This is a genomic window from Streptomyces rishiriensis, assembly GCF_030815485.1.
Taxonomy (GTDB): Bacteria; Actinomycetota; Actinomycetes; order Streptomycetales; family Streptomycetaceae; genus Streptomyces; species Streptomyces rishiriensis_A.
Genome location: NZ_JAUSWV010000002.1, coordinates 4,894,843 through 4,915,653, shown reverse-complemented (window position 1 = coordinate 4,915,653; position 20,811 = coordinate 4,894,843). Strand labels below are relative to the sequence as shown.

At 70.7% G+C, this 20,811-nt stretch carries 19 protein-coding genes; 4 read left to right on the top strand and 15 right to left on the bottom strand.

Annotation, left to right across the window (positions count from 1 at the left end):
* Positions 1-34: 34 nt before the first annotated feature.
* The 7 genes from ccsB to hemL all read right to left on the bottom strand — a co-directional run bounded on the left by ccsB (position 35) and on the right by hemL (position 7,844).
* Positions 35-1,111 carry a c-type cytochrome biogenesis protein CcsB gene (gene ccsB, locus QF030_RS24385; protein WP_307164769.1) on the bottom strand — a complete coding sequence of 359 codons (1,077 nt, stop codon included), beginning with the start codon at positions 1,109-1,111 and terminating at the stop codon, positions 35-37.
* A complete protein-coding gene (gene resB / locus QF030_RS24380; protein WP_307164768.1) occupies positions 1,108-2,853 on the bottom strand; it encodes a cytochrome c biogenesis protein ResB in 1,746 nt (581 codons plus the stop codon). The genes ccsB and resB overlap by 4 nt, the downstream gene beginning before the upstream one ends.
* A 3-nt stretch (positions 2,854-2,856) precedes the next feature.
* Entirely contained in the window at positions 2,857-3,627 is a 771-nt protein-coding gene (locus tag QF030_RS24375; RefSeq protein WP_020130083.1) for a cytochrome c biogenesis CcdA family protein, read from the bottom strand.
* A gap of 1 nt (position 3,628) precedes the next feature.
* Positions 3,629-4,261, bottom strand: coding sequence for a TlpA family protein disulfide reductase (locus QF030_RS24370; protein WP_307164767.1), 633 nt, complete (start codon positions 4,259-4,261; stop codon positions 3,629-3,631).
* A 66-nt stretch (positions 4,262-4,327) separates the two neighbouring features.
* Positions 4,328-5,641, bottom strand: coding sequence for a hypothetical protein (locus QF030_RS24365; RefSeq protein WP_307167675.1), 1,314 nt, complete (start codon positions 5,639-5,641; stop codon positions 4,328-4,330).
* A 167-nt stretch (positions 5,642-5,808) separates the two neighbouring features.
* Positions 5,809-6,528, bottom strand: a complete 720-nt coding sequence (locus QF030_RS24360) for a histidine phosphatase family protein (RefSeq protein WP_307164766.1) — start codon at positions 6,526-6,528, stop codon at positions 5,809-5,811.
* A complete protein-coding gene (gene hemL, locus QF030_RS24355; protein WP_307164765.1) occupies positions 6,525-7,844 on the bottom strand; it encodes a glutamate-1-semialdehyde 2,1-aminomutase in 1,320 nt (439 codons plus the stop codon). Before hemL ends, QF030_RS24360 begins: the two co-directional genes overlap by 4 nt.
* A gap of 563 nt (positions 7,845-8,407) precedes the next feature.
* On the opposite strand from hemL, the gene QF030_RS24350 reads away from it, so the two are divergent.
* Complete coding sequence (locus tag QF030_RS24350; protein WP_020130078.1) at positions 8,408-8,845, top strand: hypothetical protein; 438 nt, start codon at positions 8,408-8,410, stop codon at positions 8,843-8,845.
* A 124-nt stretch (positions 8,846-8,969) separates the two neighbouring features.
* Here the strand turns inward: QF030_RS24350 and QF030_RS24345 are convergent, their stop codons facing one another.
* Positions 8,970-9,827, bottom strand: a complete 858-nt coding sequence (locus QF030_RS24345) for an aldo/keto reductase (protein WP_307164764.1) — start codon at positions 9,825-9,827, stop codon at positions 8,970-8,972.
* Positions 9,828-10,440: 613 nt separating this feature from the next.
* On the opposite strand from QF030_RS24345, the gene QF030_RS24340 reads away from it, so the two are divergent.
* A complete protein-coding gene (locus QF030_RS24340) occupies positions 10,441-11,298 on the top strand; it encodes an SAM-dependent methyltransferase (RefSeq protein WP_307164763.1) in 858 nt (285 codons plus the stop codon).
* 23 nt (positions 11,299-11,321) lie between these two features.
* Here the strand turns inward: QF030_RS24340 and QF030_RS24335 are convergent, their stop codons facing one another.
* From QF030_RS24335 to QF030_RS24325, 3 genes are read right to left on the bottom strand one after another with little or no spacing between them, the layout of a single operon-like run.
* Positions 11,322-12,206 carry a PaaX family transcriptional regulator gene (locus QF030_RS24335; RefSeq protein ID WP_373428799.1) on the bottom strand — a complete coding sequence of 295 codons (885 nt, stop codon included), beginning with the start codon at positions 12,204-12,206 and terminating at the stop codon, positions 11,322-11,324.
* A 51-nt stretch (positions 12,207-12,257) separates the two neighbouring features.
* Positions 12,258-13,691 carry an alpha/beta hydrolase family protein gene (locus QF030_RS24330; RefSeq protein WP_307164762.1) on the bottom strand — a complete coding sequence of 478 codons (1,434 nt, stop codon included), beginning with the start codon at positions 13,689-13,691 and terminating at the stop codon, positions 12,258-12,260.
* On the bottom strand, positions 13,688-15,085 hold the full coding sequence (locus QF030_RS24325) for an MFS transporter (RefSeq protein WP_307164761.1): 1,398 nt from the start codon (positions 15,083-15,085) through the stop codon (positions 13,688-13,690). The genes QF030_RS24330 and QF030_RS24325 overlap by 4 nt, the downstream gene beginning before the upstream one ends.
* A 245-nt stretch (positions 15,086-15,330) precedes the next feature.
* Between QF030_RS24325 and QF030_RS24320 the strand changes: the two genes are divergently transcribed.
* Entirely contained in the window at positions 15,331-15,942 is a 612-nt protein-coding gene (locus QF030_RS24320) for a response regulator transcription factor (protein WP_307164760.1), read from the top strand.
* Between the two features lie 42 nt (positions 15,943-15,984).
* Positions 15,985-16,443, top strand: coding sequence for a hypothetical protein (locus QF030_RS24315; RefSeq protein WP_307164759.1), 459 nt, complete (start codon positions 15,985-15,987; stop codon positions 16,441-16,443).
* A 64-nt stretch (positions 16,444-16,507) separates the two neighbouring features.
* Here QF030_RS24315 and QF030_RS24310 read toward each other — a convergent pair whose 3' ends face one another.
* From QF030_RS24310 to QF030_RS24295, 4 genes are all read right to left on the bottom strand, one after another.
* Positions 16,508-17,923, bottom strand: a complete 1,416-nt coding sequence (locus QF030_RS24310; RefSeq protein ID WP_307164758.1) for a sensor histidine kinase — start codon at positions 17,921-17,923, stop codon at positions 16,508-16,510.
* Positions 17,924-18,035: 112 nt separating this feature from the next.
* Complete coding sequence (locus QF030_RS24305; protein WP_307164757.1) at positions 18,036-18,773, bottom strand: response regulator transcription factor; 738 nt, start codon at positions 18,771-18,773, stop codon at positions 18,036-18,038.
* A 234-nt stretch (positions 18,774-19,007) separates the two neighbouring features.
* Positions 19,008-19,628, bottom strand: coding sequence for an FMN reductase (locus QF030_RS24300; RefSeq protein WP_307164756.1), 621 nt, complete (start codon positions 19,626-19,628; stop codon positions 19,008-19,010).
* Complete coding sequence (locus tag QF030_RS24295) at positions 19,625-20,734, bottom strand: LLM class flavin-dependent oxidoreductase (RefSeq protein WP_307164755.1); 1,110 nt, start codon at positions 20,732-20,734, stop codon at positions 19,625-19,627. Before QF030_RS24295 ends, QF030_RS24300 begins: the two co-directional genes overlap by 4 nt.
* Between the last annotated feature and the right edge of the window lie 77 nt (positions 20,735-20,811).

Sequence of the window (20,811 nt, the reverse complement as noted above, 5' to 3'; positions counted from 1 at the left end):
CAGGAACCGGCCTTCACCGTCGGCTTGTCGCGGCTCACACGCCCGCGTACGAGTGCTTTCCGGAGACGAAGATGTTGACGCCGTAGTAGTTGAACAGCCAGCAGCCGAACGCGATCAGGGCCAGGTAGGCGGCCTTGCGGCCCTTCCAGCCGGCCGTGGCGCGGGCGTGCAGGTAGCAGGCGTAGGCGACCCAGGTGATGAACGACCAGGTCTCCTTCGGGTCCCAGCCCCAGTAGCGGCCCCAGGCGTCGCCCGCCCAGATCGCGCCCGCGATGATCGTGAACGTCCACAGCGGGAAGACGGCCGCGTTGACCCGGTAGGCGAACTTGTCGAGCGAGGCCGAGGCGGGCAGGCGGTCCAGCACCGAGTTGGCGAACCTGCCGGGCTTGCCGCCGGTCGCCAGCTTGTTCTCGTAGGAGTCCTTGAACAGGTACAGGATCGTGGCGACCGCGCCGACGTAGAACACCGCGCCGCAGAAGATCGCGGTGGAGACGTGGATGTACAGCCAGTACGAGTGCAGCGCCGGGACCAGCTGGTCGCTCGCCGTGTAGAGGACGGTGACCGCGAGACCCAGGTCCAGCAGGACCGAGGTGATCAGGAACAGGCCGAGCCAGCGCACGTTCTTCTTCAGCGCCAGCAGCCCGAGGTACACGCCGACGGCCACCGTGGAGAAGGTGAGGTTGAACTCGTACATGTTGCCCCACGGCGCCCGCTCCACCGAGGCCGCGCGGGCGATCACGCCGCCCAGCTCGACCAGGAACGCGAGCACGGTGAGGGAGATGGCGATCCGGCCGTACATGTCGCCCTGCTCGTCGCCGCCGTGCGCGCCGGGCCCGTCGGGCACGTCGCGCGCGCCGGCCGCGGAGCGCACCACGACCTGCGGCCGCTCCAGGACGGCCGTGCCGCCCTGCTTCGCGGCGGTGACGGCCGGGCCCTCGGCCGCGGTCGTGGCGGTGAGCGCGGCGGCGGTACGGCCGACCTTGCTGCGGCTGCCGAGGAGCCACTCGGCGATGTACGCGAAGAAGGCCAGGGTGTAGACGGCCATCGCGGAGTAGATCAGCGTGTTGCTGATGCTCGCGAGGTTTTCGTTGGTGGCGGCGGCGAGAGTCACTTCTCAGCCCCTTCGGCAGGTACGGCTTCGGGTTCGGAGGATGCGGGCGATGCGTGCGGTGCCGGCGACGCGGGGGTGTCGGGATCCGGGGTCGACGGGGCCTGGTCGTACAGGATTCCGGCGAGGTCGCCGAGTTCCTCGGGCACCTTGGCCGACTCGCTGCGGCCGAGTCCGCCCATCTCGACGACCGTCACCCCGTCGTCCCCCTTCACCGCGCGCACCCAGACCCGGCGGCGCTGGAGGAACAGGGAACCGGCGAGGCCGAAGATCGCGGTGATGGCCCCGCCCAGCGCCCAGCCGCTCGCGGGCTGCTGGGTGACCTGGAAGTTCGCCCACTCCTTGGTGCCCTCGTAGGTCACCGAGCCGGCGCCGTTCGGGAGGGTCATGGTCTCGCCGGGCTCGAGGTTGTCCCGCAGCTGCGCGCCCTTGGAGTCCTTGAACTCCTTCATGTGCGACTTGTCGAGCTGGTACACGCTCTGCGGGATGCCCGAGTCGACGCCGAGGTCGCCGTGGTACGGCGTCAGGTTCAGCACCGGGTTGCGCAGTGCCGGGAAGGTCGACGCCGCCTCACTGCCCTCGGTGTACGTCGGCAGGAAGAAGGCCGAGATGCCGAGCTGCTCATCGACGCCCTTGGCGTCCCGGTAGCCGTCGAGCACCTTGATCACACCGCTGGAGGTGATGTTGGAGTCGAGCGGCAGCAGCGGCACCGCGTCGCGGTAGACGACGTTGCCCTTGCCGTCGCGGACGGTGATGACGGGCGCGTAGCCGTGGGCGGTGAGGTAGATCTTCGAGTCGTCGATCTCCAGCGGGTGGTTGACCTTGACGACGGCCTTCTTGTCCTTGCCGTACGCGCCCACGCTGTAGGTGATGACGGACTGGAAGGTACGCGCGGTGCCCTTGTTGGGCCCCGAGGTCTCGTACGTGCCGGTGAACTTGTCCAGGGTGAAGCTGAACGGGTTCAGGTCGTCGGTGCCGAAGAGGTTGCCGGACTTGAAGTCGTTGTACTGGGTGAGGGTGTTGGAGAAGCCGTCGCCCTCGACGACCAGCTTGTTCCCCTCGGACTTGTAGAGCTGGCCGCAGGCGAAGGCGACCAGCATCACGATCAGCGCGATGTGGAAGGAGAGGTTGCCGACCTCGCGGAGGTACCCCTTCTCCGCGGCGACGGCGTCCCCGGAGAGGTGGGCGCGGAAGCGACGCTTGCGCAGCAGGGTGAGCGCGGCCTCGCGGACCTGTTCCGGCTCCGCGTCGGTGCGCCAGGTGGTGTACGCGGGCAGCCGGGTCAGCCGCTTCGGCGCACCCGGCGGGCGGCTGCGCAGCTGACCGACGAACTGCCAGGTGCGGGGCACGATGCAGCCGATGAGGGAGACGAACAGCAGGATGTAGATCGCGGAGAACCACACCGAGCTGTAGACGTGGAAGAGGCCGAGCCTGTCGTAGACCGGCGCGAGCGTCCCGTGTGCCTGACGGAACTCGGCGACCTTCGTCTCGTCGGTGCCCGACTGCGGGATCAGCGAACCGGGGATCGCGCCGAGGGCCAGCAGCAGGAGCAGCAGCAACGCGACCCGCATGGAGGTGAGCTGCCGCCAGAACCAGCGGGTCCAGCCGACGACCCCCAGGGCGGGTCCGCTGGCCAGCGTGTCCACGGGCGCGGTGGACAGCTGGGAGCCGGCGGCGCCGAGGTCCTGCTCGTCGGGGGTGACCGGGCTCTCGCCGGGGTCGGCGCCGACGGTGCTCTTGCTCATGAATCAGATCCCCACAGTGAAGCCGACGGACCAGGACTGGATGTCCTGCACGAGGCGGTCCCACGCACCGGTCAGCAGCAGCAGACCGGTCACGATCATCATCGTGCCGCCGATCCGCATCACCCAGGCGTAGTGACGCTTGACCCAGCCGAAGGCGCCGAGCGCCTTGCGGAAGGCGACCGCGGCGAGCACGAAGGGCACACCGAGGCCGAGGCAGTAGGCGACGGTCAGTATGGCACCGCGGCCCGCGCTTCCCTGCTGGGAGGAGAGGGCGATCACGGAGGCCAGGGTCGGGCCGATGCAGGGGGTCCACCCGATGCCGAACAGGGCGCCGAGCAGCGGGGCGCCGGCCAGTCCGGCGACGGGCCGCTTGTGGAAGCGGAACTCCCGCTGGGTCATCCAGGGCATCAGGCCCATGAAGAAGACGCCCATGAGGATCATGAGCACCCCCAGCACCTTGGACAGGACGTCCTGGTTGGCCTGGAGGTTCTCACCGAAGTAACCGAACAGGGCCCCGCTGGAGACGAACACGGCGGTGAAGCCGAGGACGAAGAGCGAGGCGCCGGCGACCATCCGCCCGCGGCGGGCCTCGGCCAGGTCCGTGCCGGCGACGCCGGTGACGTACGAGAGATAGCCGGGGACGAGCGGCAGGACGCACGGCGAGAAGAACGAGACGAGGCCGCCGAGCAGCGCGATCGGCAGCGCGACCAGCAACGCGCCGTTGAGCACGGTGTCGTTGTATCCCGTCGCGGCGAGCGTGGTGACCGCGCTCACGTCACTTCTCCGCGAGGACGGGCGCGATCATCTTGCGCAGCCTGTCCTCGCTGAGCGCGGCCAGCGACCGGGCGGCGATCTTGCCCTCCCGGTCGATGACCAGCGTGGAGGGGATGGCCTGGAGGCTGAGCGTGCCCTTCTTGAAGCGCAGCAGCAGCTTGCCCTTCGGGTCGGACAGGCTGGGGTAGGTGATGCCCTGCTGCTTCTCGAAGGCGAGGGCGTTGTCGTTGCTGGTGTCGAGGGTGTTGATGCCGACGAACTGCACGCCCTGGCCCTTGAGGTCCGTGTAGACCTTCTGGAAACCAGGCGCCTCGGCACGGCACGGGGCGCACCAGGAGCCCCACACGTTGAGGACGACGACCTTGCCCTTGTAGGCGGCGATGTCGAGCTGTCCTCCGGCGACGCTCTTGCCGGACAGGTCGGGGGCCGCGGCGCGCGTCCCCTTCTTCGCGGTGGAGATGCCGTCCTTGCCCATCACGAAGTTGGTGTCACCGCCTCCTCCGGCGGTGCCTCCGGAGGTGCAGGCGGACAGCAGCAGGGCGGCGACGGCTCCGCCGGCGGCCGTGGTCAGGGCGGCACGGCGCGAGCGGTTCCGGCTGGTCGAGCACAGGGGGGCGCGGCTGGCGGCACTCATGTGAAAAGTTTCGCATGCCCGTTCTGGGGATCTTGCGCACCCCCCTTGCGGGGAGAAAACCCCATTTCAGGCGGCGTTGGCGGCGGCGTCCGCCGAGGCCGAGGCAGAGGTGGACGCGGAGGGGGTGCTCGCGGCCAGGAAGGTCTTCCAGCCCCCGGTCGGCTGCTGCCCGACGTCGAGGGTGCGCAGCTTCTCGAGGACCTCCGGCTTCTGGACGTCGATCCAGTCCACGAACTGCCGGAAGGAGACCAGCCGCACGTCCGCGCCCTTCTCCTTCTCGCGCGCGATGTGCTTGAAGGCCTCCTCGACGGCGTCCATGTAGATGCCGCCGTTCCACTGCTCGAAGTGGTTGCCGACGAAGAACGGCGCCCGGTTCGTCTCGAATGCCCGCTTGAAGCCCTGGATGTACGCCTGCGCGGACTGCTGCCGCCAGCCCGGGTAGTTGTGGCTGGGCGCCTTGGTCGAGTTGATCGACTGGTTGGCGAGCATGTTGTAGTCCATCGAGAGGACCTCGAAACCACGGCCGGGGAAAGGTATCTGCTGCAACGGCAGGTCCCAGATCCCGTCCTTCTTGCTCGGCCACACCTGACGCCCGCCCGGCGAGGAGGCGTCGTAGCGCCAGCCGAGGGCACGGGCGGTGGGCAGCAGATTCTCCTGGCCGAGCAGACACGGCGTCCGGCCGCCGACGAGTTCCTTGTCGTAGTCGAAGGGCAGCGCCGGCAGGTCGTTCCAACCGGTGTTGGTCCGCCACTCCTTCACGAACGACTTCGCCTGGTCTATCTCGCTGCGCCACTGCTTCGACGTCCAGTTGCCGACGGTCCCGTGCCCGGAGCAGAAGTGCCCGTTGAAGTGGGTGCCTATCTCGTGCCCCTCGAGCCAGGCCCGGCGGACGCCGTCGAGCGTCATCCTGACGTGCTCGTCGGTGAGGTAGCCGATGTCGGAGGCGCCGCGCGGGTTGTTCGGCGGGTCGTAGAGCCGCTTCTTCGACTCGGGCAGCAGATACAGCCCGGAGAGGAAGAAGGTCATGCCCGCGTCGTGCTCCTTGGCGAGGTCGAGGAAGCGGTTGAAGAGGCCGTTGCCGACCTCGCCGGCCCCGTCCCAGGAGAAGACGACGAACTGCGGCGGCTCCTCGCCGGGCTGGAGCGGCACCGGCGCGGCCGGCTGGTGGGGCTGCTTGCCCGTGAAGGAGGTGGAGCCGTCGCCGAGGGGACGGGCGGTGACCTTCGGACTGGCGCTGGCGGAGGGCTTGCCGGAGCCGCTGGAACCGCCCGGGGTGCTCGGCCCGTCCGAGTCCGTGAGGCTGCCGCAGCCCGCGAGTCCGGCAGCGGCGGCGGCCCCGGCGCCGAGTCCGAGTGCTCCCCTTCGGGTGATGGCGCGCATGGCAACCCCGTTCGTCACATTTTCCGATGGTCACCCATTCAGAGGACGTGACGAACGAGGCGGTTCCGCCGATAGTTCCGGATTCCGTAACAGGAGGGCCTTTCGGCCATGGCATCCGGCCACGGGTTCCACCTGGGCGGATCCGGCCGGACGGGGCGCCCGCGGGCCTACGCCCCGAAGGCCTTGCCCTTGCCCTGGACCGGCTTGGCACCGGCCCGCAGATGGGCGGGCACCAGGTCGATGGCGGGCTCGCTGTAGCCGACGGACACGATCCGGTCGCCCTGGTACGTGAAGGTCGTCAGCGAGGCGAGCGTGCACTGCCGCTTGCGCGGGTCGTGCCACAGCCGCCGCCGCTCGACGTAGGACCGCACGATCCAGATCGGCAGCTGATGGCTGACGAGCACCGCCTCGTGCCCGCGGGCCGCGTCCTTCGCCGCGTCCAGCGCGCCCATCATCCGGACGACCTGGTCGACGTACGGCTCGCCCCAGGACGGCTTGAACGGGTTGACGAGGTGCTTCCAGTTCTCGGGCCGGCGCAGCGCCCCGTCCCCGACGCCGAAGGTCTTGCCCTGGAAGACGTTCTCCGCCTCCAGGAGCCGCGCGTCGGTGGCCAGGTCGAGCCCGTGCGCCTTGGCGATCGGCGTCGCCGTCTCCTGCGCCCGCTCCAGCGGGGAGGCCACGACATGGGTGACGTCACGGGAGGCGAGGTGCTCGGCGACCCGGTCGGCCATCTGCCGGCCCAGCTCGGACAGGTGGTAGCCGTCGAGACGGCCGTAGAGGACCCCGTCGGGGTTGTCGACCTCACCGTGCCGCATGAGGTGGACGACGGTGAGTTCCTTGCTGCCCGGGGACAACGGATTCTCGGGGGCGTTCTCCGGGGTGGTCATGCCGCTGTGGCCTCCGCAGCCGCTCGGGCCGCCGCCGGAAGGGCGTCGGCGATTCTCTGGACGGCCCGGTCGTCGTGAGCCGTCGACACGAACCAGGACTCGAAGGACGACGGCGGCAGGTACACGCCGTTCGCCAGCAGGGAGTGGAAGAAGGCGGTGAAGCGGAAGGACTCCTGCGCCTTGGCGTCCTCGTAGTCACGGACCGGCCGGTCCGTGAAGAAGACGGAGAACATGTTGGAGGCGCTCTGGAGCGTGTGCGCGACCCCCTCCTTGGCCAGCGCCTCCGACACCAGCGACTGGATCCGGGCGGAGACGTCGTCGATCTTGACGTACGCGGCGTCGTCGAGGAGCCGGAGCTGGGCGAGCCCGGCAGCGGTCGCCACGGGGTTCCCGGAGAGGGTGCCGGCCTGGTAGACGGGCCCCGCGGGGGCGAGGTGCGCCATGACGTCCGCCCGGCCGCCGAAGGCCGCGGCGGGGAAGCCGCCGCCCATGACCTTCCCGAAGGTCATGAGGTCGGGCCGCACGCCGTCGATCCCGTACCAACCGGCCCGGCTGGTCCGGAACCCGGTCATGACCTCGTCGGAGATGAAGAGCGCGCCGTTGTTCTGGCAGGCGTCCTTGAGCCCCTGGTTGAAACCGGGAAGGGGTGGCACGACGCCCATGTTGCCCGGCGAGGCCTCGGTGATCACACAGGCGATCTCGCCGGGGTGCCGGTGGAAGGCCTCCTGCACGGCCTCGAGGTCGTTGTACGGCAGGACGATGGTGTCGCCCGCCTGGGCGCCGGTGACACCCGGGGTGTCGGGAAGCGCGAAGGTCGCGACGCCCGATCCGGCCGCCGCGAGCAGCGAGTCGACGTGCCCGTGGTAGCAGCCGGCGAACTTGATCACCTTGGTGCGCCGGGTGAACCCGCGGGCCAGCCGGATGGCCGACATGGTGGCCTCGGTGCCGCTGGAGACCAGCCTGACCTCCTCCAGCGGCTCGATGCGGGCGACCATCTCCTCCGCGAGCGTGACCTCGCCCTCACCGGGCGTACCGAAGGAGGTACCGCGCGAGACGGCCTCCTGCACGGCGGCGATCACCTCGGGGTGCGAGTGCCCGAGGATCATGGGCCCCCAGGAGCAGACCAGGTCGACGTACTCCCGGCCGTCGGCGTCCGTCAGATACGGACCGGTACCGGACACCATGAACCGGGGCGTGCCGCCCACGGCGCGAAACGCGCGCACCGGCGAGTTCACACCCCCCGGCGTGACGGCGGACGCGCGGTCGAACAGTGCCTGCGATACAGGCGCATCGTATGAATAGGGCAGTTCGCTCATGACCTGCGACTTCTCCGACCTTCTCCGACTTGCTGGACTCCGGCTGTCAGTGACCTCCCAGGGTAGGCCAGCGGCGGCCGGGGGCCGGCGGGGCCGTCATCCGCTTCACCATCTGCGAAACTGAGTCGGAACGGCCCTGACAGACGTAGCTCACACCGACCGTGTGTCCAGTGGCTGCGAAGATCCTGCGGACAGGTGTTTCAACGCACGTTTCGGCGGGCGGCCGTGGGGGAGGTCACTGACACGATGATCGGGTTGCGCGGCGGGGGCCACGCGTCCTAGAAAAGCAGTCGGGTGGAGATATGCATCGCGGTGGCGGACTGGGCGAGGGGACTGACGACCTGGGTCCTCGACGTGCCCGGCGGGGAAGGCACCGGCGCGACGCGGAGGAAGCGAACGAAGCACGTCAGACGCAGGCACAAGGTGTACCGAGTGAGCCCGAGCGGATCGACCGCATCGATCAGATCGACCGGATCGACCAGAGCGAGCGGTTCGAGCGGATCGACCGGCGAGTCGACCAGCGGGTCGATCCCCTTCGGGTGGGGAGCAGGAATGGTGGTCGGGTGGGGGTGACGTACAAGTACTTCGGCGCGCCCGACGGCGCGACCGCGGCCCGCGTCCCGATCTCGATGCGCCCCGAGGAACTCGGCGGTGACGAGCTCGGCATGAACGGCATGTTCACCAAGATCAAGCCGGAGACGATGGCCGCCATGGTGCTGACCGGCATCGAGGGCGTCCCGCTCAGCAAGGTGCCCCCGCTGGAACTGGTCGTTCTCCACCCCGACTACGCCGTGGTGAAGCTCCCCATGACGGTCGTGGACCCGCTGCGGGACATCGGTGAGGAAGCGGTGGGCGCGGCGGCCTTCATCTGGTCGACGGTCCCGGACCGGGGCGGCCCCAGAGACGCGTTCAACGTGTACCAGTTGCTGCACGAATGGCAGGACTTCAGCCACCGTCTGCATGAGGCGGGGCATCAGCCGTACTGCTTGGTGTGGCCGTGAGCTGAGGTCGGCCGGTGGCGGGCGAGCTCCTCGGCCCTCGCCCTTTTCGGCTCTCACCCCTCTTCTGACTCCGCCGCCGTCGGACCTCCCCGCTTTTCCGGTGGGTTCGGCGCCCTCCCTGCCGTCAGGCGTCGAGGGTGACATTGCCGAGACGGCTGACCATGGCCGGGTCCCGGTGGTCGAAGAACAGGGACTCTCCCGTGTCCAGGGCGGCGACGGCCGCCATCTGGTCGTCGGTGAGCCGGAAGTCGAAGACGTCGATGTTCTCCGCCATGCGCTCGGCACGGACCGACTTGGGGATCACGACGACCTCACGCTGGATGAGCCAGCGCAGCACGACCTGCGCCACGGACTTGCCGTGCGCGGCGGCGATCCCGCCGAGCACCGGGTGGGTGAAGAGGTTGTTGCGGCCCTCGGCGAAGGGGCCCCACGACTCGATCTGGACGCCGCGCTCGCGCATGATCGCCTGGTCGTCGGTGCGCTGGTGGAAGGGATGGGTCTCGATCTGGTTGACCGCCGGCACGACCTCGTTGTGGTCGATCAGGTCCACGAGCCGGTCGGCGTGGAAGTTGGAGACGCCGATGGCCCGGGCGAGACCCTCTGCGTGGAGGCGCTCCATGGCACGCCAGGAGCCGTAGACGTCGCCGTAGGGCTGGTGGATCAGGTACAGGTCGAGGTGGTCCAGGCCGAGCTTGCGCAGCGAGGTGTCGAAGGCGCGCCGGGCCCGATCCTCGCCGGCGTCGGAGATCCACAGCTTGGTCGTGACGAACAGTTCCTCGCGCGCAACGCCGCTGCTCCTGATCGCGCGGCCGACGGCCTCCTCGTTGCCGTAGGCGGCCGCGGTGTCGAGCGCGCGGTAGCCGGCGGCGAGGGCGTCGCCGACGGCCTGCTCGGTCTGCTCGGGCGGAATCTGGTAGACGCCGAAGCCGAGAATCGGCATCTCGACGCCGTTGTTCAGGGTGACGGTGGTGACGGTCTGCATGAGTGTTTCCTCACGTGTGTGCGGGGTGGGGCGTGAGTCGCCCTCCGGGTGGGTTTCCCCGGAGGGCGGGGGCAGGCTGACGGGTTTCCCGACCTGCCCGGCGGTCGGCCGGACGCCGTCGGCGGTGGCAGCGGCAGCGGCAGCGGTGTCGTGGTGCCCGGGTCCGGTCCGGGCGACCCGCAGGCCGTCCCGTGCGATGTACCGCGTCGCTCGCCACCTCTCGCCACCTCTCGTCGCCCGGCCGTCCGGTCGCCCGTCCGTCGGCTCCGGGACGGCCGTCGGCTCCGGGACGGCCGTCGTGGCCACGGCGGCCCCCTGCAGCCGTACCCGTCGGGCGGCGGCGCCTCACGGTCGGTGCTCCATGTGGACACATCGCGACGGGGTCCGGCCTGCGGCCGGTCCGAGCGGCCGTCGCGGCCGGTCGGGGCGACGGCGGGCCCTCTTGGCGGGAACTCCCGTCGTGAGTCCGGTCGTTCGGGTTCACGGAACGTGTCGACCGCCACGGGGACGGGGCTGGTCTTCGAGCGACCCCGCATGGTGAATGATGATCTGACAGTCACTCACGGCGGTTCATCCGGTGGTGGGACGCGAGTCCAGGACGGAGCCAGGCAGCATGACCTCTCCCCTCAGCGGCAGCAGCGACGCCGGTAGCGGCGGCACCGGCAGCCCCTTCTTGAAGATAGACACGAGCAAGCCCCACCCCGCACGGATGTACGACTACTTCCTCGGCGGGAAGGACAACTACGAGGTCGACCGGGATGCCGCCGAGCAGTTCATCAAGGTGGCCCCGGAGGTGCGGGAGGGCGTCCGCGCCAACCGGCACTTCATGCACCGCGCCGTCCGGCACGTCGTCGCGGAGGGCGGCGTCCGGCAGATCCTCGACATCGGCACGGGCCTGCCCACCGAGCCCAACGTGCACCAGATCGCGCACTCCGTAGCCCCTGGGACCCGGGTCGCGTACGTCGACAACGACCCGATCGTCAGCACCCATTCGATGGCCCTGATGGCCGACGCCGACCCCGGCGCCGACGCCCACACCTCGGTCGTCCTGGCCGACCTGCGGGATCCCCGGGCCGTCCTCGACCACCCCGACGTGCGCAGGATCATCGACTTCGACGAGCCCGTGGCCCTGCTGCTGGTGGCCGTCGTGCACTTCCTCGCCGACGCGGACGACCCGGACGCCGTCGTCGCGACACTCCGTGACGCGCTGCCCGCCGGTTCCTACCTCGTCCTGTCGCACGCCACGGGCGACGTCCACGACGACCGGCGCGAGGACGCGGCCTCCGTCTACAACAAGGCCAGCGCCTCCCTGAACCTGCGCTCCCACGCCCGCGTCCTGGACCTCTTCGGCGACTTCACCCTCCTCGACCCGGGCCTGGTCCCGGTGCCGGACTGGCGCCCCGAAGAGCCCCCGAAGCGGAACGCCCCACCGATCGGCATCTACGGCGGAGTGGCCCGCAAGAACGACTGAACGGCGGGACGGCGGGAGCCCGGTCAGCGTAGCGGGGCGGTTTCCAGGAGGGTCCGGGCCAGGTGGCGGGCCGGGGTTTCGGTCTGGCCGGCCACCCGGCGGAAGGTGTCCTGGGCGGGGCGGGCCGGCCAGTCCGGCGGGAGGTGGCGGGCCGGGAGCCGGGGGTCCGCGCGGATCGTCCAGAGCCATTCGCTGACGAGGAGCAGGCGGGTGCCGATCGGGTCCTCGCCCGGGCCCGCGGTCAGGTGGGCGGTCCAGCGCTTGTCGAAGGAGACATAGCGGGCGGCGACGCTCTCCAGGTCCCAGGTGTCGCGGATCATGAGGCCGATGTCGGTCGCCTCGTCGGCCGAGGCGTGGAAGATCTTCACGTGCGCGGTGAGCCCGAGTTCGGCGACGACGGAGGCGACGTCGACCCTCCCCGGCGCGATCCACAGCCCGCTGTACAGCGCGCCGAACCCGGACCAGGCGAGCCGTGAGCGCAGGTCGTGGCGCTCGCGCTGGCGGGACTCGGGAAGCGAGAAGCCGAGCAGGGTCCAGTCGCCGTCCCAGTCGTCGTTGACGGCGCCCTCGCGCCAGATACGGGTGCGGCCGTCCCGCAGGACGCGCGTCGCCTGCCCGGTCAGGCCGAAGTACATCCTGCGGCCCTCGCGCTGCCGCCGGAGCAGACCCCGGCTGACCATGCGGGTCAGCGTGGACCGTACGGCCTGTTCACCGACGCCGACCCGGCCGAGCACGTCGATGATGCTGCCCGAGTAGACGCAGAGATCGCCCTCTTCCAGGACGTGGTTGCCGAAGAAGGCGAGCATGAGCGACTGCGGGCGCAGTTGCGGGGCGCCGCCGTCCGAGGCGTCCGGCACCTCGTCCGACATGTCGTGCCGCATGGTGTCCGGGATGTCGTCGTCCTCCACGGGAGAAAGGGTACGACCGCCCGCCGAGGGGTGTGGCGGACGGTCGCCGGGCTATCGGCCGTCGGCCGGGTGGGCGAGGTCGTACGGGCGCAGGTAGGCGGTGGGGTGGTAGGGGACGTAGCGGGTGGGGGTGGTGGGATCGGCGGCCCGCGCACGGGAGTTGAGGGCGGCCGGGTCGGCGCCCCGCCAGCGGCCGGTGGTGAGACGGTCCTCCAGGGTGTGCAGGGCGGCGAGCTGTTCGGCGGGGCTGAAGGTGCAGTGGCCCGCGTTGTCGACGTACGCCTGGCGCAGCAGGGCCGAGGCCCCGGCGGCGGTCACGGCCCGGCGCAGGGCGCTCTCGGTCTGGGCCGGGACCAGGGCGTCGCCGACGGTGTGGACGGAGAGCTGCGGCTTGGTGAGCTCACCGGTGAAGGAGCTGGTGCCGCTCATCCAGGCCACCGCGTCCGGGTCGGCGGCGATGCGCGGGGCGCGGTTGAGGGCGGCCAGGTCGGCCGTCAGGGACAGCCCCGCCTTCCTGTACAGCTCGGTGACCTCCTTGCGGACGGAGGACCGGCCGAGCAGCTTCGCGTAGTCGACGCCGGTGTTCCAGGACATGTTGCCGCCGGCCCGGACCTCGGCCTCCTGCCGCCGGTTGAAGGCGGCGATCTGCAGCAGCCCCTTGACGGCCTCGTACTGGTTCGCCTGCTGCGCGTCCCAGTCGGTCGCGGCGGGCCGGGTCTGCGTCGGCTGGTTCCAGACCGGGATGTTGTGCAGGGCGGCGGCGAGGGCGATCCGGGCCCGCCCGGCGGCCGTCGACTGCGCCGAGTCGACCGCGGCCGTCAGGGTGCTCGCCGCGTCGGTGGCGGCCGTCTGGTCCGGGAGGTCCACCAGCGGGACGCCGGAGCCGGGCGCGAGCAGGGTCTTGACGGCGAAGGCGGGGTCGAGGGTGTTGTTCCAGTTGGCGACACCGCCCTGGACCAGGCCGCACAGGGCGACGGAGCCGTCGATGCGGTCCGGATGGCGTTCGGCGATGGCCGTGGTGACGAGCCCGCCGTACGACCGTCCCCAGGCGATCGTACGGACCGCCGCGCCGAAGCGGTCCGTGAAGGCGGCGAGGGCGGCGAGCTGGTCGGGAACCGCGTACGCCACCGCCCAGCCCGTGGTGGCGTACGAGGAGCCGACGAGCGCGTAGCCCTTCTCGAGGAGGAGGGCCTTCGTCGCGTCGTCCGGGGCGTCCTGCGCGGGGTTGGCGGGACCGGACGTGTAACCGTGGCTGAAGAGCAGGACGGTCCCGTTCCAGGCGGCGGGCACGTCCATCAGGTAGGCGGCGCCGGAGGGCAGTCGGCCCTCGATGTGGCTCGTGTCCGCCGCTGCCGCCGCCGTCGAGGCCGGAAGGGCGGTGGCGGCGAGCAGGACGGCCGCCGCCCAGACGGTGCGCGTCCGGGTGCGGGTCCGGGTGCGGGCGGGCGTACGGATGCGGGCGGCGGCCGGGACGGGGTGCGTCATGCGGAGATCTCCTGCGTGCGGGGGGCGTCGGAGCCTTCGGCGGGGTCCGCGGTGTCGGCGAGGGAGGTCCGACTGGTCTCGCGGACGAAGAGAACGGTCACGGCGGTGACGGCGGCGCCGCCGCAGAGCAGCAGGGAGACGGGAGTGCTGTCGCCGCTTCCCGCCACCAGGCTGCCGGCGATCATCGGGGAGAAGCCGGCGCCGATGAGGGTGGCGCCCTGGTAGCCGAGGGAGGCGCCGGTGTAGCGGACCCGGGTCCCGAACATCTCGGTGAGCAGCGCGCCCAGCGGCCCGTACATCATGGACTGGGCGAAGCCGTGGCCGAGGACGACGGCGAGGATCAGCAGTCCGGGCGACCCGGAGTCGACCAGCGCGAGCACGGGGAAGGCCAGCGCCGCCGAGGCGAGCGCTCCGGCGAGGACGACCGGACGGCGGCCCACCCGGTCGGAGAGCGCGGAGGCGCAGGGCAGCACGACGAGGGCGACGGCGGCGGACACCGTGAGCGCGGTGAGCACCTGCGGTCGGGCGTAGCCGATGCCGGTGGCGTACGCGATCAGGTAACTGGTGAGCAGCGACTGGGCGGTGAAGGCGCCGATGCCGACGCAGCAGGCCAGCAGGACCGGGCGCGGTCGCCGCAGCACGTCGAGGATGGGCAGCCGCGACTCGGCGCGGTCCTTCTTCACCTCGGCGAAGAGCGGGCTCTCGACGACCTTGAGGCGGACGAAGAGGCCGACGCCGAGCAGCACCACGCTCAGCAGGAACGGCACCCGCCAGCCCCAGGCCGCGAACTCGTCCTCGGGAAGGGCGACGACGAGCGCGACGACGGCCGTGGAGAGCAGGGAGCCGAGCGGGGCCCCCATCTGCGTGAAGCTGGACCACAGTCCGCGCCGCCGCTCGCCCGCGTGCTCCACGACCATGAGCGTGGCACCGCCCCACTCGCCGCCGATGGCGATGCCCTGCACGACCCGCAGGGTGATCAGCAGCACCGGCGCCCACACGCCGATCGTGTCGTACGTGGGCAGCAGTCCGACGAGGAAACTCGCGCCGCCCATCAGACCCATGGTGAGCAGCAGCATCGACTTGCGGCCGAGCCGGTCGCCGAAGTGCCCGAAGAGGACGCCGCCGAGCGGGCGGGCGACATAGCCGGCGGCGAAGGTGCCGAACGCGGCGATGGTGCCGACGGCGGGGTCGGCGCCGGGGAAGAACAGCTCGCCGAAGACGAGGGCGGCGACGGTTCCGTAGACGAGGAAGTCGTAGAACTCCACGGCGGTGCCGAGCAGTCCGGAGGCGGCGACCACACGCAGTTGCCTGGAGCGTTCGGCGGCCGCGGCCGCGGACGGGGAGGTGGACGGTGACGGTGACGGTGACGGTGATGCGACGGGGGACGGGGGCATCGCGGTCTCCCTTGACCGGGGGAAGGACACCGCGAAGTTAGGCCTTCAACTGACTGCCGTCAAGAAAGTGCACAACATTGGCCCATGGCTCGCTCCCCCGCCGCTTCTCACCTCGCCCCACCTGCCTCCCACGGCCCGCGCTTCCCCCGAAGGGTCCAGTCCACCGCGCAGGAGGCGCCCGCCCCGCCGACCCTGGGGACGGGGCGTGTCTGTCGTGCCCTGTCCATCGAGCAGCGGAGGTTCCGGTGAGCGGTTGCGCCGAACGCGTGCGGATCGCGGTCATCGGGGACTGCCCCGTCTTCCGGCACGGCATCTCGAACCTGATCGGCGCCGCTCCCGACCTCCACCTGGTCTCGGCCGCCCCGTCGCTCGAGAGCGCGGACGGCGGCCTGCGGGGCGCACAGGTCGTCCTGATGGACCTCCAGCAGCCCGCGCCGAGGCTCACCGCGATCGTGACGAGTCTCCGGCGGAGGGGGCATGCCGTCCTCGTGGTGTCGTCCTCACCGCATCTGGACGCCGTGCGGGCGCTCCAGGCGGGCGCCAGCGGCTATCTGAGCCGGCAGGCGGAGGCGCACGAAATGCTGACCGCCATCCGGACCGTGGGTTCGGGTCGCAGTTACGTCTCCGCGCCCACCAGCCAGCTGGTGGGACCCTCCCCCCGTTTCACGGACCGGGAGCAGGAAATCCTGCGCCTTCTCGCGAACGGTTCGACGGACCACGAGATCGCCGCCGCATTGGGCATCAGCAAACACACGGTCCATTCGCACCTCGACCGGATCGGCGAGAAAACAGGCTCCCGCCGCCGCCCCGACCTGACCCGAATCGCCGTGGAAATTGGTCTCACCGGCCCAGAATAATTCCCGATGTGGGTATTTCTACCCCGCAGGGCAGGGGTAGACGTGGCCCTTGACCTCGATAAATTAACGCGGGACCTTGGCAGAGAATCACTCAGGCATGCCGGAATCATCTGGGAGAACCTCATGCGTAATCGTCTCGCAGTTCTCACCATCGCGGCGCTGCTGCCGCTCACCGGAGGGGCATCCCTCGCGATAGCCGGTCAGGCATCCGCAGCCCCTCCGCCTCCTGCCGTCACAGTCACAGGGACAGTAGATGACTGCGAAGACGACTCTTCCCCAGAAGAGGTCTCGATAGCGACGAGCAAGGAAACCAAGGTGGACGACACCGGTGTCAAGAGTTCCAACAAGTACAGTGTCAAGTTCAAGAATATCCCGAAGAAGGGCAGAGACGCTACGGCGACCGTTACCTGCGTAGGCGGCTCTAAGTACACGCAGGAATTCAGGGTCAACGGGGCCCAAGGAACGGAACCCGTGACGCAGAAGGTGCATCTCGAGCCGTAGGACCGGTTTCGAGCAGACCGGGTTTCGCGACCGCGAGGCCCGGTCAGACGTACGCTCACCCCCGTCACAACCCGCCGCCCACCGTGAACCCGATCACCGAGCCGCCGCCCGCCCGCCGGTGTGCGAAGGGCGCGCCCTCGTGTGCCAGGGCCACCTCGCGCACGATCGACAGGCCCAGGCCCGAGCCCGGCAGGGAACGGGCGTCGGCGGCGCGGTAGAAGCGGTCGAAGACGCGGGTCAGGTCGGCCTCGGCGATACCGGGACCGCGGTCGAGGACCTCGACGCGGACGACGCCCGGCCGGGAGGGCCCGGTGACGGCGATCTCGACGGGCGTTCCGCCCTCGCGGTCGAACTTGGTCGCGTTCTCCACGAGGTTGGACAGCGCCCGCTGAAGCATGCCCGGCCGCCCGTAGAGGGTGGTGTCACCGCTCGTCCGGATCACGACCGACCGCCCGGTGCGGCGCCGTGCCAGACCGGCGACCTCCTCCGCGAGGTCGGCCAGGTCCAGCCTGCGCGGCGGCTCGGTGTCGGACTGGCCGGCGGCGAGGTCGACGAGCTCGTTGACCAGGTCGGTCAGTTCCCGGGCCTCCTGGGTCAGATCCGCCACCAGTTCGTCGCGGGTGTCGAGGGGCAGCTCGTCGATGCGGCGCAGCAGCGAGATGTTCGTACGCAGCGAGGTGAGCGGTGTGCGCAGCTCGTGCCCCGCGTCCTGGACCAGCCGCCGCTGGTCCTCCTCCGACTGGGCGAGCCGGCCGAGCATGCGGTCGAAGGCGCGGCCCAGCCGCCCCACCTCGTCGTGCCCGGTGACCGGCACCTGCACGCCGAGCCGGCGGGTGCGGGCGACGTCCTCGGCGGCGGTGGTCAGGATGACCAGGCGGTGGGTGATGCGCCGGGCCAGCCACCAGCCGAACAGCCCCGCGGCCGTCACCACCGCGATCATCAGGACCAGCGTGCGCTGCTGGAGGGCCCGCAGCAGGTCCTCGGTGTCGCTGAACTCCTGCGCCACCTGCACCGCTCCCCGGCCGCCGCCCAGTGAGACGGTCGCGACGCGGTAGACGTCGCTGCCGACGTCGACGTCCTCGTGCTCGGTGATCCGTCCCGCCGCCGCGGCCGCCGCGATCGCGCGGTCGGCGGACACGACGGGCAGTCCGGGGCTGCCGCTGTCCACGACCGAGCCGTCCGCGCCCAGCACCTGTACGTCCGTACGGGCCGGCCGCACGATGTCGTGGCCCGGCGCGGAGGAGGAGAAGTCGGCCGCCGCCATCCGGTGGTCGCGCACCTCGTCCCGCAGGTCCTGCACGACCTCGTCGAACACCGACTCCTGGTCGACCCGGACCAGCCGGGCGGCCGCCGAGTACGACAGGACGCCGACGAGCACGGTGACCGCGGCCGTCACGGCGGCGAAGGACACCGCGAACGTGGTGCGCAGCGACACCAGCTTCGGCCGTGGCCGGGACAGCAACCGACCCGGACGGCTCACTCGCGTCCTCGTCTCACCGTCGTCCTCGTCTCACAGTCGGCCCGTCTCACGGTCCCCCGTCTCACCGTCGGCCCCGGGCCGCTCGCTCTGCGCCACTCACCCACTCACCCACTCAGTCCTCCCGCAGCACGTAACCCACCCCGCGCACGGTGTGGATCAGCTGCGGGGCACCCGGCTGGTCGAGCTTGCGGCGCAGATAGCCGACGTAGACGGCGAGGTTCTTGGAGCCGGGACCGAAGTCGTAGCCCCAGATACGGTCGTAGATCGTGGAGTGGTCCAGGACGATCCCGGCGTTGCGCACCAGCAGTTCCAGCAGCTCGAACTCGGTGCGGGTCAGTTCCAGTTCGCGTCCGCCCCGCCACGCCCGCCGCGCCTGTGGGTCCATCCGCAGCCCGGCCGCGTCCACGTGCCGCTCAGGACCCCGCTCCGTACCCCGCTTCGGGGCCTCCGGCACCGGCGTGGCGGCCTCGGGGGCGGTGTCGGGGCTGGTGCGGCGCAGGAGCGCCCGCAGCCGGGCGAAGACCTCCTCGACGTCGAACGGTTTCACGACGTAGTCGTCGGCGCCCGCGTCCAGACCGGCGATCCGGTCGGCGGTCTCCACCAGCGCGGTCAGCATCAGAATGGGCGTGCGGTCGCCCTCGGCGCGCAGCACCCGGCAGACCTGGAGGCCGTCGATGCCGGGCATCATCACGTCGAGGACGAGCACGTCCGGCGGGTTCTTGTGGGCGTGTGCCAGCGCCTCGACGCCGTCGGCGACCGCGGTCACCCGGTAGCCCTCCAGCGTCAGGGCGCGTTCCAGGGCGTTGCGGATGGCACGGTCGTCTTCGGCGAGCAGCACGGTGGGAGGCACCAGGCCAGTCTGGCAAGGCCTCCGGCGGTTGGGCGGTGGGGACGGTCCTACGATCACCCTTCTTACTGGGCTCTCACCGTCCGGGTGGGCGTGCTCTGCTCGCGGGCTGCCGTCCCCGGACCCCCGCTCCGGGCCGTACGGCCTCGTCCTCCCCTGCCGGACGGACCGGATCTCCTCGAGCGCCGGGCGGGCCGCGCCTTCCCGCCCGGCGATCAGGAGGTCATCGTCCGGCGCTCAGCGGGCGGCCAGTGCGGCCAGCTGGTCGGCGAAGGGCACCACCGTGAACTCGTCCTTCGTGCCCTTGCCCTGTTCGGTCTGCACCGGTCCGGACGGTGTGGACAGGCCCGACATCAGTGTCGCCAGCTCGCCCGCCGCCCGCTCGATCCGCTCGGGCAGGCCCTCCGCGCCCCAGTCCTCGGAGGCGGCGTAGACGGCGGTCGGGACGACCACGGCGCGCAGGTACGAGAAGAGCGGCCGCAGGGCGTGCTCGAGCACCAGCGAGTGCCGCGCGGAACCGCCCGTGGCGGCGATCAGCACCGGCTTGCCCGCCAGCGCGTCCGGGTCGATCACGTCGAAGAACGACTTGAACAGGCCGCTGTAGGACGCGGAGAACACCGGGGTGACGACGATCAGCCCGTCCGCCGCCGTCACCGAGGCCAGCGCGGACGCCAGTTTCCGGCCGGGGAAGCCGTTGGTGAAGTTGTGGGCGATCTCGACGGCGAGATCACGCAGCTCCACGACCTCCACCCCGACCTCCGCCGAGGCCCGCCCGGCGGTCGCGGTCGCCAGCCGGTCGGCCAGCAGCCGGGTCGACGACGGGACGCTCAGCCCCGCCGAGACGACGACGAGCTTCATACGACGTTCACCCCTTCCTGGGTGGGCTGGGCCGCCTGGGCCGCCTTGAGCAGCGACTCGTGGGTGGGCGCGTCCGGCACCTCGGCCGGACGGCCGACCGCGAACTCCTTGCGCAGCACCGGCACGACCTCCTCGCCGAGCAGGTCGAGCTGCTCGAGCACGGTCTTCAGCGGCAGCCCGGCGTGGTCCAGGAGGAACAGCTGGCGCTGGTAGTCGCCTGCGTACTCGCGGAACCTGAGCGTCTTCTCGATGACCTGCTCCGGCGAGCCGACGGTCAGCGGGGTCTGGTCGGTGAAGTCCTCCAGCGACGGCCCGTGCCCGTACACCGGCGCGTTGTCGAAGTACGGACGGAACTCGCGCACCGCGTCCTGCGCGTTCTTCCGCATGAAGACCTGCCCGCCGAGCCCCACGATGGCCTGCTCGGGCGTGCCGTGTCCGTAGTGCGCGTACCGGGCGCGGTACAGCTCGACCATCCGCTTGGTGTGGTCCGCCGGCCAGAAGATGTTGTTGTGGAAGAAGCCGTCGCCGTAGAACGCGGCCTGCTCGGCGATCTCGGGCGAGCGGATGGAGCCGTGCCACACGAACGGCGGCACGTCGTCCAGCGGGCGCGGCGTGGAGGTGAAGCCCTGCAGGGCCGTGCGGAACTTGCCTTCCCAGTCGACCACGTCCTCGCGCCACAGCCGGCGCAGCAGGGCGTAGTTCTCGATGGCGAGGTTGATGCCCTGCCGGATGTCCTGGCCGAACCAGGGGTAGACCGGGCCGGTGTTCCCGCGCCCCATCATGAGGTCGACGCGCCCGTCGGCCAGATGCTGGAGCATCGCGAAGTCCTCGGCGATCTTCACCGGGTCGTTGGTGGTGATGAGGGTGGTGGAGGTGGAGAGGACCAGCCTCTCCGTCCGCGCGGCTATGTAACCGAGCATCGTCGTCGGGGACGAGGGCACGAACGGCGGGTTGTGGTGCTCGCCGGTGGCGAAGACGTCGAGGCCCACCTCCTCGGCCTTCTGCGCGATGGCGACCATGGCCTTGATCCGCTCGCGCTCGGTCGGCGTACGGCCCGTGGTGGGGTCCGGCGTGACATCGCCGACGCTGAAGATCCCGAACTGCATGGTCGCTCAACCTCCAAAGTTGTTGACCGTTAAACTATACCGGCCAAACACCTCCCCCGCTCCCGCTATTCCGCCTA